Genomic DNA, 13,768 nt, shown 5'->3' with positions numbered 1-13,768 from the left:
AGACCCTAGAACGCGTGCGCCATCAGCTCCCCGAAGAGCTCGTGCTCGTCGACCTCGAGCCCACGCGCGGAACCGAGTGCACATGTTGGCGCAGTCGCGCAGCAGGAAGTCCATCCCCTGCGGGTTGCCGACGAGGTCCACGATCTGCGGGAGGTCGATGATGACGAGGCGTTCGCCTGCGGCGAGCGTGTTGTACGGCGACAGGTCGCCGTGCACCAGACCGTGCTGCACCATCGTGGCCAGCGAGTCGCGGAGCTGCTCGAAGTAGTGCTCCAGCAGGTCCGGTGCGGGTCGCGTCTGCGCCAGCCGGGGAGCGGTCTCGCCGTCATGGGTGACCCACTCCATCAGGATCTCGGTGCCCTCGATCTGCACCGGGTAGGGCACCGGCAGCCCGAGCTCGTGGAAGCGCTTCCAACGCGCCCCACTCGGAGACCGCCCACTCACCGGCCGCCACGAGCCGCCCCCACGTGGACTTGCGCTTGAGGGGGCGCGCTCGTCGCGCGAGCGCTTCATCGAGCGGCCCTCGGTGTAGCTGGCGGCGCGGTGGAAGGTGCGGTGGTCGGTGTCGCGTAGCGCTTGGCGGCCATGATCACACCGCCGTCGGGGTCGTGCGGATCGGCGCGCTCGAGCAGGAAGACGTCGGCCTCCTTGCCGGTCTTCAGGATGCCGAGCTCGGTGTCGATGGCGCCCTGCGACGTCACGACCCAGTCGGGCCGCGGCTCGGGGGCCGCGCATGAGTGGCTCGACGTCGAGCCGGGTGGACCAGCGCTGGTTGGGCGCGAGCCGTTCGTCGTAGGTCTGGAAGTCGAAGACGAAAGAGGGGTCGAGCTCGTCAGCCGAGCCCGGAGTGTGCTGTGACAAGGGTGCTCCGGGAATGAGAGGGACGGTCTGCGGACAGGCCGAGGACAGTGGTTGGCATGTCACGGCTCCTCTCATCTGGTGGCGCGCGCGGGGTGCGCCCGACCATCGTGTCGGCCGGTGCCCGGGCGGGCAACCGATTAATCGCCCGGCCGGTAGGTTGCAGGGCGTGATCTCGCGAAGCGTGGCTGCCGCTGCCGTTGTCGTGTCAGTGCTCGGAGGGGGCATGGCGACCGCCGCCGACAAGACCGCGGCCCCGGCCCCCGGGTCCAGCGGCATCGGGGATGCGTACTGGCCGCTCGACGGCAACGGCGGCATCGACGTTGCGGCGTACAAGATCAAGAACCGCTACGACGTGCCCCGCCAGACGCTGCAGGGCAGGACGAAGCTCACGCTGACGGCCACCGCCGACCTGAGCAGCTTCAACCTCGACTTCCTGCTGCCGGTGAGCAAGGTGAAGGTCGACGGCGTCGCTGCCGAGGTCGACCAGACCAGCCACGAGCTGACCATCACACCCGCGGCCCCGCTGACGACGGGCTCCAACCACACCGTCACGGTGAAGTACGCCGGTCGGCCCGCGACCGAGCGCTATGCCGGCGAGGGCAACTGGCTGGCCAACGGCCGCGAGGCCGTCGCGATGAACCAGCCGCACATGGCGACCCGGTGGTTCCCCGCCAACGACCACCCGAGCGACAAGGCGCTGTTCGACATCAGCACCACCGTGCCGACCGGGCGCGAAGTGATCGCCAACGGCAACCTCGTGGGCAAGAAGAAGAGCAAGCGCGGCACGACACGGCGCTGGCGCGCCGACGAGCCGATGGCGTCCTACCTCGCGTTCTTCGCCGCCGGCGACTTCGCCATCCAGAAGGGCACCAGCAACGGTCTGCCGTGGGTCAACGCGGTGTCGCAGCAGCTCTCGGCGGATGAGCAGAAGGCCTCGTTGAAGCTGCTTGGCCGCACGCCCGGCATCGTCGAGGCGCTCGAGGGCGACCTCGGCGCCTATCCCTTCTCCGTCACCGGCGGCCTGACCACCGGCCTGTCGGTGTTCTTCGCGCTCGAGAACCAGACGCGCCCGACCTATCCCTACGTCGGCTCGGACAATGTCCGCCCGGTCGTGCACGAGCTCGCCCACCAATGGTTCGGGGACGACGTCGCGATCGCCCGCTGGCGCGACATCTGGCTCAACGAGGGCGCCGCGACATTCATGGAGTGGCGCTACGCCGAGCAGCACGGCGACCGGTCGGCGGCTGACACGATGCGTGCCGCCTACGACTCCCCGGGCACCTCGGACCGCTTCTGGCAGCTCGTGCTGACCGATCCCGGTGCCGCGCACATCTTCGACACCCCGGTCTACGACCGCGGAGGCATGACCCTCCGGGCGCTGCGCAACCGGATCGGCGAGGAGAAGTTCTGGCTGCTGATCCGCACCCGGCTGGAGACCAAGGCCGGCGGCAACGCCACGTCGGAGGAGTTCGAGGCGCTCGCCGCGCAGGTGAGCGGCCGGGACCTGACCGGCTTCTTCACCGCCCGGCTGCGCACCCCGGCCAAGCCCGCCGCGACCGCCGAGAACGGGCTCGCGTGAGCACGCTTGACTGGTTCCGGAAGCCGGCCGCAGACGATCCCGGCACCCTGAACGCCTGCTACAACGCCGTCGACGTCCACGTCATCCGCGGTCACGCCGAGCAGGTCGCCGTGCTCGATGGCGATCGCCCCGTGAGCTTCGCCCGGCTTTTGACCGACGTCGGGGCCTTCGCCGGCGTGCTGCAGGCCTTCGGTGTCGGCCCGGGGGCCGAGGTCGTGCTCATCGACGCGCCCGCGTACGAGGACACGGTGGTCCAGCTGGCGTGCGCGCGCGTGGGCGCGGTGCTGTTCCGCGAAGCCTCGCCCAAGCCCGGCCCGGCCGTGGTCGGCACCGCCGCTGCGCACGACTTCGGTGACGCCCCGCTCGTCACGATCGACGACTCCGGCGAGCTCGACTGGGCCACCGCCATGCCGCGCCGGGCGCACGGACCCGGCGGGCTGCGCCGACGTCCCGGGTGACGGCCTGCTCCGCGTCATTGCCGGTACGCCGATCGCGACCGCCGACCATCTGCTGGCCGTCGCAGCCGGCGACCTCGTCGACCCCCTCCTGACCCCGTTGATGTCGGGCGAGACGCTCGTCCCGGCAGTGGAGCAGTCATGAGGCGCGACATCGTCGTCCTCGGCTCGACGGGCTCCATCGGCACGCAGGCACTCGACACGGTGCGCGCCAACCCCGACCGGTTCCGGGTGGTGGGCCTGACGGCGGGTGGTTCCAACGAGCAGCTCTTCGACCAGCAGGTCGCCGAGCTCAAGCCGGCCTTCAGCGGGTTGGGTGAGGACGCGTCCGCCGAGGCGGCGGGCATGGCCTGCGACGTGGTGCTCAACGGCATCACCGGGGCTGTCGGCCTGCGCCCGACCCCCGGCCGCCCTCGACGCCGGCACCACCCTCGCCCCGGCCAACAAGGAGTCGCTGATCATGGGCGGGCCGCTGGTCACCGCCCGTGCCAAGCCGGGCCAGATCGTGCCCGTCGACTCCGAGCACTCGGCGGTCGCCCAGTGCCTGCGCGGAGGTACGCCCGCGGAGGTACGCCGCCTCGTGCTGACCGCCAGCGGTGGACCGTTCCGCGGCCGCACGCGCGGACCTGGAAGAGGTCACGCTCGAGCAGGCGCTGCAGCACCCCACCCGGTCGATGGGCCCGGTGATCACCATCAACTCGGCGACCCCGGTCAACAAGGGCCTCGAGGTGATCGAGGCGCACCTGCTCTTCGACCTGCCCTACGACCGGATCGACGTCGTGGTGCACCCGACGAGCGTCGTGCACTCGATGGTGGAGTTCACCGACGGCTCGACCCCGGTGCAGGCCAGCCCGCCCACGATGATGATCCCGATCGCCCTCGGCCTCGCGTGGCCCGACCGCGTCCCCGACGCGGCTCCGGCGGTCGACTGGACGAGGCGGGAGACGTGGGAATTCTTCCCGCTGGACGACGAGGCGTTCCCCGCCGTCGCGCTGGCACGGCAGGCGGGGGAGCGCGGCGCCACGGCCCCGGCGGTCTACAACGCGGCCAACGAGGTGTGCGTCGACGCCTTCATGGCCGGCCGCCTGCGGTTCATCGACATCGTTCCCACGGTTGCCTCCGTGGTTGCGCGCCACGACGTACCCTTGCAGGAGCAACTGACGATCGACGACATCCTCGCCGCGGACACACGGGCGCGTGAGGAGGCTGCACTCACCATCGGAGAGACCTTGTGACCGCGCTCTACTACACGCTGGGCGTGCTCATCTTCGCGGTCGCGATCATGGCGTCGATCGGCCTGCACGAGTTCGGCCACCTGATCCCGGCGAAGAAGTTCGGCGGCAAGGTCACCCAGTGGTTCGTCGGCTTCGGCCCGACCGTGTGGAGCAAGAAGATCGGCGAGACCGAATACGGCGTCAAGGCGATCCCGCTCGGCGGCTACGTCAAGATCGTCGGCATGTTGCCGCCCGCCAAGGGCGAGACCGACGACTCCCGGGTCCGCAAGTCCAACACCGGCATGTTCACGCAGCTGATCAGCGACGCGCGGCCGAGTGGGAGCACATCGGCCCCGAGGACCGCGACCGGCTGTTCTACAAGCGGCCGTGGTGGAAGAAGGTCATCGTGATGGCCGGCGGACCGATGGTGAACATCTCCATCGCGTTCTTCCTCTTCTGGGGCGTCTTCGCCACCGTCGGCCAGTCGTCGACGCCAAGGCCGAGCCCGTCGTGGACCGGGTGGTGCCCTGCATCGTGCCCGCCGACGAGGACGGGCGCGTGTGCAGCGCCGACGAGCTGAAGAACAACCCGACCCCGCTGCCGCGGCCGGCCTCGAGCCGGGGGACCGCTTCATCTCCTTCAACGGTGAGCCGGTGACCAGCTGGAAGCAGATGCAGCAGTCGATCCGGGACAACGACGACGCCCGCGCCACGATCGTGGTGGAGCGCGACGGTCGACAGCTCACGCTCCGGGCGACGACCTCGGTCCAGCCACGCCCGCTCGACGCCGACTCCGAGGAGCTCACGCCGGTCGGCTTCCCGGGCGTGCTGCCCGAGGTCACGCCGATCTACGAGACCGGCGGCCCGATCTACACCGTCCAGCAGATGGGCACGATGACGGTCGAGGTCGTGAAGTCCCTCGGCCAGCTGCCGGTCAAGGTCTTCGGCGTCGCCAAGGCGATCGTCGGGCTCGAGGAGCGCGACCCCAACGGTCCGGTGAGCGTCGTCGGCGGCGGTCGGCTCGCGGGTGAGGTCGCCGCGCACGACACCTTCCCGCTCAAGGACAAGATCGTCTCCCTGTTCATGCTGATCGCCGGCTTCAACCTCTTCGTCGGTCTCTTCAACTTCATCCCGCTGCTGCCGCTCGACGGCGGTCACATCGCGGGCGCCCTCTACGAGGGCCTGCGCCGTGGCTGGGCCGGGCTCCGCGGTCTCCCCGACCCCGGCTACGTCGACGTCGCCAAGCTCCTGCCCATCGCGTACGTCATGGGGCTGGCCATGCTGCTGATGGGCGTCGTCCTGATCATCGGCGACCTCGTCGTGCCGCTCCACCTGACGTCCTGACCACGGCGACCTGTCAGGGAAGTCCCTCACCTGTCAGGCGTTGCAACCCCTGACAGGTGACGGAGTCCCCGGATATCCGGGGACTTCAACATCGCCCATAGACTCATCCCCATGACGTCTGTCGGTTTGGGCATGCCCGCTCTTCCCCCGCCCGTGCTGTCCCCGCGACGCAAGACGCGGCAGATCCAGTCGGCTCGGTGGGCGTCGGCAGTGACAGCCCGATCTCGGTGCAGTCGATGACCACGACACTGACCTCCGACGTCAACGCAACCCTCCAGCAGATCGCCGAGCTCACGGCCACCGGCTGCGACATCGTGCGCGTGGCCTGCCCCAGCCGGGACGACGCCGACGCACTGGCCGAGATCGCCCAGCACTCGCAGATCCCGGTGATCGCCGACATCCACTTCCAGCCGAAGTACGTCTTCGCGGCCATTGACGCGGGTGCGCCGCCGTACGCGTCAATCCCGGCAACATCCGCAAGTTCGACGACCGGGTGAAGGAGATCGCTTGAAGGCGGCCAACGACCGCGGAACGAGCATCCGGATCGGCGTCAACGCCGGCTCGCTCGACAAGCGGATCATGGACAAGTACGGCAAGGCGACGCCCGAGGCGCTCGTCGAGTCGGCCGTCTGGGAGGCGTCCCTCTTCGAGGAGCACGACTTCCACAACTTCAAGATCTCCGTGAAGCACAACGACCCCGTCGTGATGGTTCGTGCGTATGAGCTGCTGGCTGCCGCAGGCGACTGGCCGCTGCACCTCGGCGTGACCGAGGCCGGGCCGGCGTTCCAGGGGCACCATCAAGTCCAGCGTCGCCTTCGGCCACCTGCTCAGCCGGGGCATCGGCGACACCATCCGCGTCTCGCTGTCGGCACCGCCGGTCGAGGAGGTCAAGGTCGGCCTCCAGATCCCGGAGTCGCTCAACCTCAAGCCGCGTCGGCTCGAGATCGTCTCCTGCCCGTCCTGCGGCCGTGCCCGAGTCGACGTCTACAAGCTGGCCGAAGAGGTGACCGCCGGCCTCGACGGGCTCGAGGTCCCGCTGCGCGTCGCCGTCATGGGCTGCGTCGTCAACGGACCGGGCGAGGCCCGCGAGGCCGACCTCGGCGTCGCGTCCGGCAACGGCAAGGGCCAGATCTTCGTCAAGGGCGAGATCATCAAGACCGTGCCGGAGTCCAAGATCGTGGAGACCCTGATCGAGGAGGCCCTGCGCCTCGCCGAGGGCATGGAGCCGGTCGAGGGCGCCGAGGCGTCCGTCAGCGTCAGCTGACCCCGGCCGCTAGGCTCCGAGCGTGTTGACGACCCGCGACGACGTGCGGCTGCTGGGGCCTGACGATCGCGACGCGTTCCTTGCCCTGACCGCACTGGACCCGGTCGTCAACGTGTTCGCCGCCTATCGCGCCCGCGTGACCAACCTCGACCCCCGCTGGCTCGGTGGCGAGATCTGGGGCCGGTTCGAGGGCGGCGAGCTGGTCGCGGGCTGTCACATGGGCGCCAACCTCGTGCCCGTGCAGTGCACCCCCGACGATGTCGGGATGTTCGCCGACCGGGCGCTCGAACGGGTCCGGTCGACGGCCACGATCGTCGGTCCGCACGACGCCGTCGCCGCCTTCTGGGAGACCGTCGGCGACCGCTGGGGCGTTCCGCGCGAGGCCCGGTGGCGCCAGCCGCACCTGCAGATCAGCGACGCGCCCGACGTCGCCCCGGATCCCGAGGTCCGCGCGACCACGGAGGCCGACTCGGCCGCGCTCTACCCCGCGTGCGTGGCGATGTACACCGAGGAGGTCGGCGTCTCGCCGGAGTCCGCCGGCGGCAAGGACCTCTACCGTGCGCGGGTGCGGCAGCTCATCTCGCGCGGCTGGTCGTTCGCCCGCTTCGATGAGCGCGGGCGCGTCATCTTCAAGGCGGAGGTGGCCTGCGCATCGCCGTACGCCGCGCAGGTCCCGGGGGCGTCTACGTCCATCCCGACCGTCGCGGCGAAGGCCTCGCCGTGGGCGGGATGGCGGCCGTGGTGGCACTGGTCCGGGCGGAGATCGCGCCCACCGTCTCGCTCTACGTCAACGAGTGGAATGCCGCCGCCCGGGCGGCCTACGCACGGGTCGGGTTCGTCGAGACCACGCGCCTGTCGACACTGATGTTCTGAGCCCCGGCTAGCCTTCGCGCATGACGAACGCACCGGCCATCACCAAGGACATCCAGGGGACTGGCCGGCATGTTCGCGGTCTCCGGCGTCGTGCACCTGGGTCAAGCCAGAGGTCTACGAACCGCTGATGCCCAAGATCGTGCCCGCGCACCGCGAGGTGATCCCGGCCAGCGGCGTGCTCGAGCTCGTGTGCGCAGCCGGGCTGCTGCACCCGCGCACCCGTCGGGTCGCCGGCTGGGCCAGCGCCGGACTGCTGCTTGCGGTCTATCCCGCGAACATCAAGATGGCCAACGACCTCAGGTCCAGCCGCAAGACCGGGCTCAGGACTGCGGCGTTTGCCGGGCTCCCGCTGCAGCTCCCACTGATCCGAACCGCTGTGAAGGCCGCTCGGAGCTGACTCGAGGGCTCACCCGCGGTTCCTGTACGGCGACCGGGTCGGTCGCGTTGGCGCACGAACCCTCGCTGCAGCGGACCGTGGCGGACTGGGTGTCGCCATTGACCTCGAGCAGCAGGTCGGTGTCGTCCTCGAAGGCGATCCGCCCGAACCAGCTGGTCGTGTAGTCGCCGAGCAGGGTGCCGTCGAGCTCGCGCTCCCAGACCTCGCCGGGGCCGATGCCGTCGGAGAGGATGTGCACGGTGGCGATCCGGTCGCCGTCGGGGGAGAAGGCCGCGACGCGCTCGGTGCACGACTTCCACAACCGGTCCGACGGGTCGGAGAGCCGGCTGACGACCATGCAGCCGTCCATGTAGGGGTCCTTGGTGTAGCTGGCCGGGAGGTCGTTGCCGATGTCGACCGGGTTGGCAGGCCGCCTCGAGAGCTTCGTGACGCCGCCGGTCGTGGTGTCCCACGACTTGATCCCGGTGTCACCGGTCGTCCAGTGGACAGCAGCACCCGCGGGCCGTCCATGCCGATCACGTCGGGGTAGTTGGCGAAGTCCCTCTCGATCTTGAGCTTGCCGGTGCGCGAGGAGAAGACCCGGACCGGCGCGGCCCTGCGGTTGCCGCGACCGGCGAGCGCGAAGAAGCGGCCGTTCTCGGAGGCGGCCAGCTCGAAGAAGGGGACGCCGCGCTTGAGCAGCGTGACCGTGTCGTCGGGCTTGACCCGCACGATGCGCAGCGTGCCGCCGTTGGCGTCGCTGGTGCCCACCAGCCACGACCTGCCCGACTTGCCGAGGAGGTAGGCGCGGCTCCCACCGACGTCGACCGTGCGGCTGCCCCGGACGAGGTCGCCGTCCTCGATGTGGGCGATCGAGATGTCGGAGCCCCGGCTCAGGTCCTCCGGCTGGAGATCCACCGGCGCGGCGGCCTGCGTGGGCGCCATCAGCGCCGTACCGACCAAGGCTGTCGTCGCGGCGGTGAGGGCAAGGGCGCGGAGTGTGGAGGTCAAGAGGGTCTCCCGAGAAGTGCCGAGGAACGTGTGTGCTTCCACTGTCTCAGACGCCCGATGCAGGGGACTTGTTGCCGCTGCCCGAAACCGCCTCGCTGGACGCGCGGGCCCGCACCTATCCTGTGCCACATGATCCTGCGGATGTCGTCCCTGTTCGTTCGTACGCTGCGTGACGACCCCAACGACGCGGAGGTCCCGAGCCACCGGCTGCTGGTGCGCGCGGGCTACATCCGCCGTGCCGCACCCGGCATCTACACCGGCTGCCGCTGGGCCTGCGGGTGCTGCGCAAGGTCGAGCAGATCGTGCGCGACGAGATGGACGCGATCGGCGCCCGGGGAGATGATGTTCCCCGCTCTGCTGCCCAAGGAGCCCTACGAGGCGACCAACCGGTGGACGGAGTACGGCGACAACATCTTCCGGATCAAGGACCGCAAGGGGGCGACTACCTCCTCGGCCCCACGCACGAGGAGATGTTCACGCTGGTCGTGAAGGACCTCTACAACTCCTACAAGGACCTGCCGCTCTCGATCTACCAGATCCAGAACAAGTACCACGACGAGGCGCGTCCCCGCGCCGGCATCCTGCGCGGTCGCGAGTTCGTCATGAAGGACTCCTACTCCTTCGACATCGACGATGCCGGTCTCGACGCGTCCTACGCCGCGCACCGCGAGGCCTACATCCGGATCTTCGACAAGCTCGGCTTCGAATACGTCATCGTCAAGGCGACCTCGGGGGGCCATGGGCGGCTCGAAGTCGGAGGAGTTCCTCGCGAAGGCCGCCGTCGGTGAGGACACCTACGTCCGCTGCACCCATTGCGACTACGCCGCCAACGTCGAGGCGGTCACCGTCCGCGCCCCCGACCCTGTGTCGTACGCCGCCGCGCCCGCCGCGCACGCGGAGGACACGCCCGCCACGCCGACCATCGACACGCTGGTCGACCACCTCAACTCGGCCTACCCCCCGCGAGGACCGCCCCCGGGTCGCCGGCGACACGCTCAAGAACGTGCTGGTGGTGCTCAAGCACCCCGACGGCACTCGCGAGCCCCTCGCCATCGGCGTCCCCGGAGACCGCGAGGTCGACCAGAAGCGCCTCGAGGGCCAGCTGGAGCCGATCGAGGTCGAGACGATGGACGAGGGCGAGATCGCCAAGCACCCCGCGGTCGTCAAGGGCTACCTCGGCCCCGAGGTGCTCGGCGCCGAGTCCAAGTCCGGCATCCGCTACCTCGTCGACCCCCGCGTCGTCGAGGGCACCCGCTGGGTCACCGGCGCCAACGCGCCCGACTCCCACGTCCTCGACCCGGTGGTCGGGCGCGACTTCACGCCCGACGGCACGATCGAGGCCGCCGAGATCCGCGACGGCGACGCCTGTCCCAACTGCACCGAGGGCACCCTCGAGTCCGCGCGCGGCATCGAGATGGGCCACATCTTCCAGCTCGGTCGCAAGTACGCCGACGCGCTGGACCTCAAGGTCCTTGACGAGAACGGCAAGCTCGTCACCGTGACGATGGGCTCCTACGGCATCGGCCCGTCGCGCGCCGTGGCGGCGATCGCCGAGGGCACGCTCGACGAGATCGGGCTGTCCCGGCCTCGCAACGTCGCGCCCGTCGACGTACACATCGTTGCCGCAGGCAAGGACGAGGCGATCTTCGCGGCGGCCTCGACCCTCGCCGAGGAGCTGTCGGCGAAGGGCATCGACGTGCTCTACGACGACCGCGCCGGCAAGGTCTCGCCCGGAGTGAAGTTCAAGGACGCCGAGCTGATGGGCATGCCCACGATCGTGACGGTCGGCCGTGGTCTCGCCGACGGCACCGTCGAGGTCCGCGACCGAGCCACCGGTGAGCGCGAAGAGGTCGCCGTCGCCGACGCCGCCGGGCGCATCGCGGAGCTCGTGCGTGGCTGAGCTCGACGCGGTCATCTTCGACTGGGGCGGCACGCTGACGCGGTGGCACGACGTGGACTTCCACGCGGAGTCGCTGGCGCTGGCGCAGGCTGTGGTCAACGCGGACCACGACCCCGCCGAGATCACCGCACGGCTGCACGCGGCCGGCGACGTGGTGTGGGGGCGCAGCCGGGACCACCAGCAGTCGGCGACGATCGCCGACCTCTTCACCGAGGCCGGGCTCGACCACGACCCCGAGCTGCTCAGCGCCTACTACGACTTCTGGGAGCCGCACACCGCGACCGACCCGGAGTGCCGCGAGATGTTCGCCGAGCTGCACGCGATGGGCCTCCGTGTCGGCGTGCTGTCCAACACGATCTGCGCCGCGCGTGGCACGTGAAGTTCTTCCAGCGTGACGGTGTCCACGACCTGATCGACGGCGACGTCTACACCTCGGAGATCCCGTGGACGAAGCCGTCCCCGAAGGCGTTCGGTGCCGCGATGGCCGCCGTCGGAGCCACCGACCCGACCCGCTGCGTCTACGTGGGGGACCGGCTCTTCGACGACATCTGGGGCGCGCACAACGCCGGTCTGAAGGCGATCCACATCCCGCTGAGCACCATCCCGGCCAACCGGGTCGGCCACACCGAGGGCACCCCCGACGCGGTGGTGCACTCGCTGGCCGAGATCCCGGCCGCCGTGGCGGCCCCGGGCATGACCAAGAGCTGACTTTTGCAGGTTTTCGCAGCGCACAAACCTGCAGCGAGGAAGCTATAGGGCATTCAGGCGTTCCTGTTGCAGACTTATGCACGTGGCTCCCACCCCATATGGGAGGTCACTCGGGTGATGCTGACAGGCCCCTCCGAAACGGTCCGCATCCTCGCCAGTTGGGGAAGATCTCGGGACTTCCCCACGTGGTGAGGCTGCGGGCCGCTTCACATTTCCGGCCCCGCCTCGTGTGCCCGGGCGAGAGTCGGGGTTCCCCCTCGAAAGGAACCTCTCTGATGTCACGTGTGCGCATTCTCTGCCGCCTGAGCGCCACCGCGCTCGTGTCGGCCGGACTGGTCGCCACCGGCGCTGTCACCTCGGCGTCGCAGGCCCAGATTCCCCGTGAAGACCAGCAGTGCTTCACCCCCGTGGACGCCCATGACGACCACGGCAGCTCGGCCGCGCGTGGCGGCTCCGGGGCCGGACCACCGCGAGATCTCGGCCGAGGAGCAGCGGGCCATCGAGGCGCGGACCCAGAAGGTGCTGGAGGCGAAGGGCGAGTCCCTCTCGGAGGCCTCTGCATCCTTCGTCGGCGCCAGCGTCCCCGTCTACGTCCACGTCATGCGTTCCAAGACCGGCGCCGGCGACGTCACCCGATGCCCAGATCGCCGACCAGATCGCCGTGCTCAACGCGACCTTCGGGGGACAGGAGTCCGCCACCGCCGCGGCCACCGGGTTCACCTTCACCCTCGCCGGCGTCGATCGTTTCAACAACGACCAGTGGCACCACGACCGCAAGTCGACGCAGTACCGCGCCGCCACCCGCCGGGGCGGCGCCAACGCCCTCAACATCTGGCTGGTGGACTTCAGCTACCTCGGCATCGCCACCTTCCCGTGGGACTACTCCCGCAACCCGAGCATCGACGGCATCCGGGTGCAGTACACCTCGCTGCCCGGCGGTTCCGCCACCAACTACGACCTCGGGGAGACCGCCACGCACGAGGCCGGTCACTGGTCTCGGGCTCTACCACACGTTCCAGGGCGGCTGCACGACCACCAACGACGAGGTGAGCGACACCGCGGCGCAGAGCAGTGCCTCGAGCGGCTGCCCCGAGGGCCGTGACTCGTGCTCCCTGCCCGGAACCGACCCGATCCACAACTACATGGACTACAGCTACGACTCCTGCTACACGGAGTTCAGCGCCGGACAGAGCGACCGGATGGCGCAGATGTGGACCGCCTACCGCGGCTGACGCACATCAGCCAGCGAGTTCGGGAGCCCCGGGGAACACCTCGGGGCTCCCGTTCAGCAAGATCCGGGCCTGTGCAGCCTCGCTCAGCGCGGAGATCGCCCAGTCGCGGTCGGTCGTGGCGGTGTTGGCCACCAGTGCGGCGTACACCTCGGCGCAGCGCTCCTCGGTCCTCAGCGCCAGTCGTCGTACGGCGACCGGGGTCCTCAGCACGCCCGGCAGCTCGTAGGACGCCTCGGCCGCGACGGGCACCGCGCCCCGGTCACTGATCAGCAGCCGCAGCTGGTCTCGCCGCGCGCGGTGAGTCCGGTAGAGCGTCGAGATCGTCGCGAAGAGCTCGGGCTCGGCGGACTGCGAGGTGTGGGCCCCGGCGTCGCCGTACACGAAGATCGCGGCGTGCTCGGCGGCCAGCGTCGCCTGCAGCGACTCGATCGTGCTCACGAGATCACCCGCTGCGTGACGGCGGCCGACATGCTGGCCAGCGCGCGGGCCAGTCGCCGCTCGCGGCCCGGCGGGCGGCGTCGGCAAGGGCGCCGGCGAGCGATCCCTCCGGGGCGACGACGCGGTCGCGCGCGACCCCGGCCGTGGACGCAGGGATCTCGCCCTCCACCTCGAAGGCCTCGGACCCGTCGTCGAGGACGGCGAGGTGCGCTGCGTGCAGGGCCAGCCACGGGTCCAGCCCGGCCGCGAGCCGTGGATGGCGCACTCCGGCGGCCTCGATGGATGCCACTGTCAGCAGGATCGCCTTGCGTGCGGACGCCGCCACCTCGGCATCGGGCAGCGGCTCGGCCGCCGGCGCTTCGGTCGGTACGGCGGAGGGCGGGTCGAGCTCGCACGCGGCGAGCACGAGCGGCGCGGAGAGGGCCAGCGCGAGCGCCGTACGCCGTGACGTGGGGACTGGCGGGCTGGACACGACGGTGACCCTAACGCGGTTGTCGGCGACACGTGTCGGAGC

16 protein-coding genes and 5 pseudogenes are annotated in these 13,768 nt (G+C 70.1%); 15 read left to right on the top strand and 6 right to left on the bottom strand.

The features are described from left to right. Positions 1 to 123: 123 nt before the first annotated feature. A pseudogene (locus tag LP418_RS01555) lies at positions 124 to 513 on the bottom strand (RIO1 family regulatory kinase/ATPase domain-containing protein); the annotation flags it as partial. Then, positions 510 to 701 carry a hypothetical protein gene (locus tag LP418_RS01550; RefSeq protein WP_257957298.1) on the bottom strand — a complete coding sequence of 64 codons (192 nt, stop codon included), beginning with the start codon at positions 699 to 701 and terminating at the stop codon, positions 510 to 512. The gene LP418_RS01550 and the pseudogene LP418_RS01555, both read right to left, overlap by 4 nt. Positions 702 to 1,084: 383 nt before the next feature. Here LP418_RS01550 and LP418_RS01545 point away from each other — a divergent pair, with 383 nt between their 5' ends. The 10 genes and pseudogenes from LP418_RS01545 (at position 1,085) to LP418_RS01500 (ending at position 7,986) form a co-directional block, all read left to right on the top strand. Continuing rightward, complete coding sequence (locus LP418_RS01545) at positions 1,085 to 2,440, top strand: M1 family metallopeptidase (protein ID WP_257954982.1); 1,356 nt, start codon at positions 1,085 to 1,087, stop codon at positions 2,438 to 2,440. Then, on the top strand, positions 2,437 to 2,898 hold the full coding sequence (locus LP418_RS01540) for an AMP-binding protein (protein WP_257954981.1): 462 nt from the start codon (positions 2,437 to 2,439) through the stop codon (positions 2,896 to 2,898). Before LP418_RS01545 ends, LP418_RS01540 begins: the two co-directional genes overlap by 4 nt. A 138-nt stretch (positions 2,899 to 3,036) precedes the next feature. Beyond that, a pseudogene (locus tag LP418_RS32100) lies at positions 3,037 to 4,130 on the top strand (1-deoxy-D-xylulose-5-phosphate reductoisomerase). Beyond that, entirely contained in the window at positions 4,127 to 4,519 is a 393-nt protein-coding gene (locus LP418_RS01530) for a site-2 protease family protein (RefSeq protein WP_257954980.1), read from the top strand. Before LP418_RS32100 ends, LP418_RS01530 begins: the two are co-directional and overlap by 4 nt. After that, positions 4,519 to 4,689, top strand: coding sequence for a hypothetical protein (locus LP418_RS01525; protein ID WP_336275878.1), 171 nt, complete (start codon positions 4,519 to 4,521; stop codon positions 4,687 to 4,689). Before LP418_RS01530 ends, LP418_RS01525 begins: the two co-directional genes overlap by 1 nt. Further along, a complete protein-coding gene (locus LP418_RS01520; RefSeq protein ID WP_257954979.1) occupies positions 4,670 to 5,452 on the top strand; it encodes a M50 family metallopeptidase in 783 nt (260 codons plus the stop codon). Before LP418_RS01525 ends, LP418_RS01520 begins: the two co-directional genes overlap by 20 nt. Before the next feature lie 111 nt (positions 5,453 to 5,563). Continuing rightward, positions 5,564 to 6,716 (top strand): annotated as a pseudogene (gene ispG, locus LP418_RS01515) (flavodoxin-dependent (E)-4-hydroxy-3-methylbut-2-enyl-diphosphate synthase). Positions 6,717 to 6,933: 217 nt separating this feature from the next. After that, positions 6,934 to 7,128 (top strand): annotated as a pseudogene (locus LP418_RS01510) (DUF4081 domain-containing protein); the annotation flags it as partial. A gap of 317 nt (positions 7,129 to 7,445) precedes the next feature. Beyond that, on the top strand, positions 7,446 to 7,589 hold the full coding sequence (locus LP418_RS01505) for a hypothetical protein (RefSeq protein ID WP_257954978.1): 144 nt from the start codon (positions 7,446 to 7,448) through the stop codon (positions 7,587 to 7,589). A 127-nt stretch (positions 7,590 to 7,716) separates the two neighbouring features. Beyond that, positions 7,717 to 7,986 (top strand): DoxX family protein, encoded by a 270-nt coding sequence (locus tag LP418_RS01500; RefSeq protein ID WP_257954977.1) that lies wholly within the window; start codon positions 7,717 to 7,719, stop codon positions 7,984 to 7,986. On the opposite strand, the gene LP418_RS01495 is transcribed toward LP418_RS01500, so the two are convergent. Beyond that, positions 7,910 to 8,743 carry a hypothetical protein gene (locus LP418_RS01495; RefSeq protein WP_257954976.1) on the bottom strand — a complete coding sequence of 278 codons (834 nt, stop codon included), beginning with the start codon at positions 8,741 to 8,743 and terminating at the stop codon, positions 7,910 to 7,912. The genes LP418_RS01500 and LP418_RS01495 overlap by 77 nt on opposite strands. Positions 8,744 to 9,117: 374 nt before the next feature. Between LP418_RS01495 and LP418_RS01490 the strand changes: the two are divergent. From LP418_RS01490 to LP418_RS01480, 3 genes and pseudogenes are all read left to right on the top strand, one after another. Then, a pseudogene (locus LP418_RS01490) lies at positions 9,118 to 10,876 on the top strand (proline--tRNA ligase). After that, positions 10,869 to 11,255 (top strand): HAD family hydrolase, encoded by a 387-nt coding sequence (locus tag LP418_RS01485; protein WP_257954975.1) that lies wholly within the window; start codon positions 10,869 to 10,871, stop codon positions 11,253 to 11,255. The pseudogene LP418_RS01490 and the gene LP418_RS01485 overlap by 8 nt, the downstream one beginning before the upstream one ends. Next, a complete protein-coding gene (locus LP418_RS01480; protein WP_257954974.1) occupies positions 11,252 to 11,584 on the top strand; it encodes an HAD family hydrolase in 333 nt (110 codons plus the stop codon). The genes LP418_RS01485 and LP418_RS01480 overlap by 4 nt, the downstream gene beginning before the upstream one ends. A gap of 278 nt (positions 11,585 to 11,862) precedes the next feature. Here the strand turns inward: LP418_RS01480 and LP418_RS01475 are convergent, their stop codons facing one another. Further along, positions 11,863 to 12,084 (bottom strand): hypothetical protein, encoded by a 222-nt coding sequence (locus LP418_RS01475; RefSeq protein WP_257954973.1) that lies wholly within the window; start codon positions 12,082 to 12,084, stop codon positions 11,863 to 11,865. Between the two features lie 161 nt (positions 12,085 to 12,245). Here LP418_RS01475 and LP418_RS01470 point away from each other — a divergent pair, with 161 nt between their 5' ends. Together LP418_RS01470 and LP418_RS01465 are read left to right on the top strand one after the other, a co-directional pair. Continuing rightward, positions 12,246 to 12,686, top strand: coding sequence for a hypothetical protein (locus tag LP418_RS01470; RefSeq protein WP_257954972.1), 441 nt, complete (start codon positions 12,246 to 12,248; stop codon positions 12,684 to 12,686). Then, the gene (locus LP418_RS01465) at positions 12,631 to 12,816 is read left to right on the top strand and encodes a hypothetical protein (RefSeq protein WP_257954971.1); all 186 of its coding nucleotides are present in this window, start codon (positions 12,631 to 12,633) and stop codon (positions 12,814 to 12,816) included. Before LP418_RS01470 ends, LP418_RS01465 begins: the two co-directional genes overlap by 56 nt. A gap of 6 nt (positions 12,817 to 12,822) precedes the next feature. Here the strand turns inward: LP418_RS01465 and LP418_RS01460 are convergent, their stop codons facing one another. Then, a complete protein-coding gene (locus LP418_RS01460) occupies positions 12,823 to 13,254 on the bottom strand; it encodes a ferritin-like domain-containing protein (protein ID WP_257954970.1) in 432 nt (143 codons plus the stop codon). Between the two features lie 4 nt (positions 13,255 to 13,258). Then, on the bottom strand, positions 13,259 to 13,726 hold the full coding sequence (locus LP418_RS01455; RefSeq protein ID WP_257954969.1) for a hypothetical protein: 468 nt from the start codon (positions 13,724 to 13,726) through the stop codon (positions 13,259 to 13,261). Positions 13,727 to 13,768: the final 42 nt, after the last annotated feature.

This window comes from Nocardioides sp. B-3, assembly GCF_024703895.1.
Taxonomy (GTDB): Bacteria; Actinomycetota; Actinomycetes; order Propionibacteriales; family Nocardioidaceae; genus Nocardioides.
This window is presented reverse-complemented; position numbering and strand designations above follow the sequence as displayed.

What these genes read in the sequence shown, in the direction of transcription:
- LP418_RS01500 (WP_257954977.1), top strand. Translation starts at nt 7,717, where the DNA reads ATGCCCAAGATCGTGCCCGCGCACCGCGAGGTGATCCCGGCCAGCGGC.
- LP418_RS01545 (WP_257954982.1), top strand. Translation starts at nt 1,085, where the DNA reads ATGGCGACCGCCGCCGACAAGACCGCGGCCCCGGCCCCCGGGTCCAGC.
- LP418_RS01505 (WP_257954978.1), top strand. Translation starts at nt 7,446, where the DNA reads ATGGCGGCCGTGGTGGCACTGGTCCGGGCGGAGATCGCGCCCACCGTC.
- LP418_RS01525 (WP_336275878.1), top strand. Translation starts at nt 4,519, where the DNA reads ATGGCCGGCGGACCGATGGTGAACATCTCCATCGCGTTCTTCCTCTTC.
- LP418_RS01475 (WP_257954973.1), bottom strand. Translation starts at nt 12,084, where the DNA reads ATGGCCCGCTGCTCCTCGGCCGAGATCTCGCGGTGGTCCGGCCCCGGA.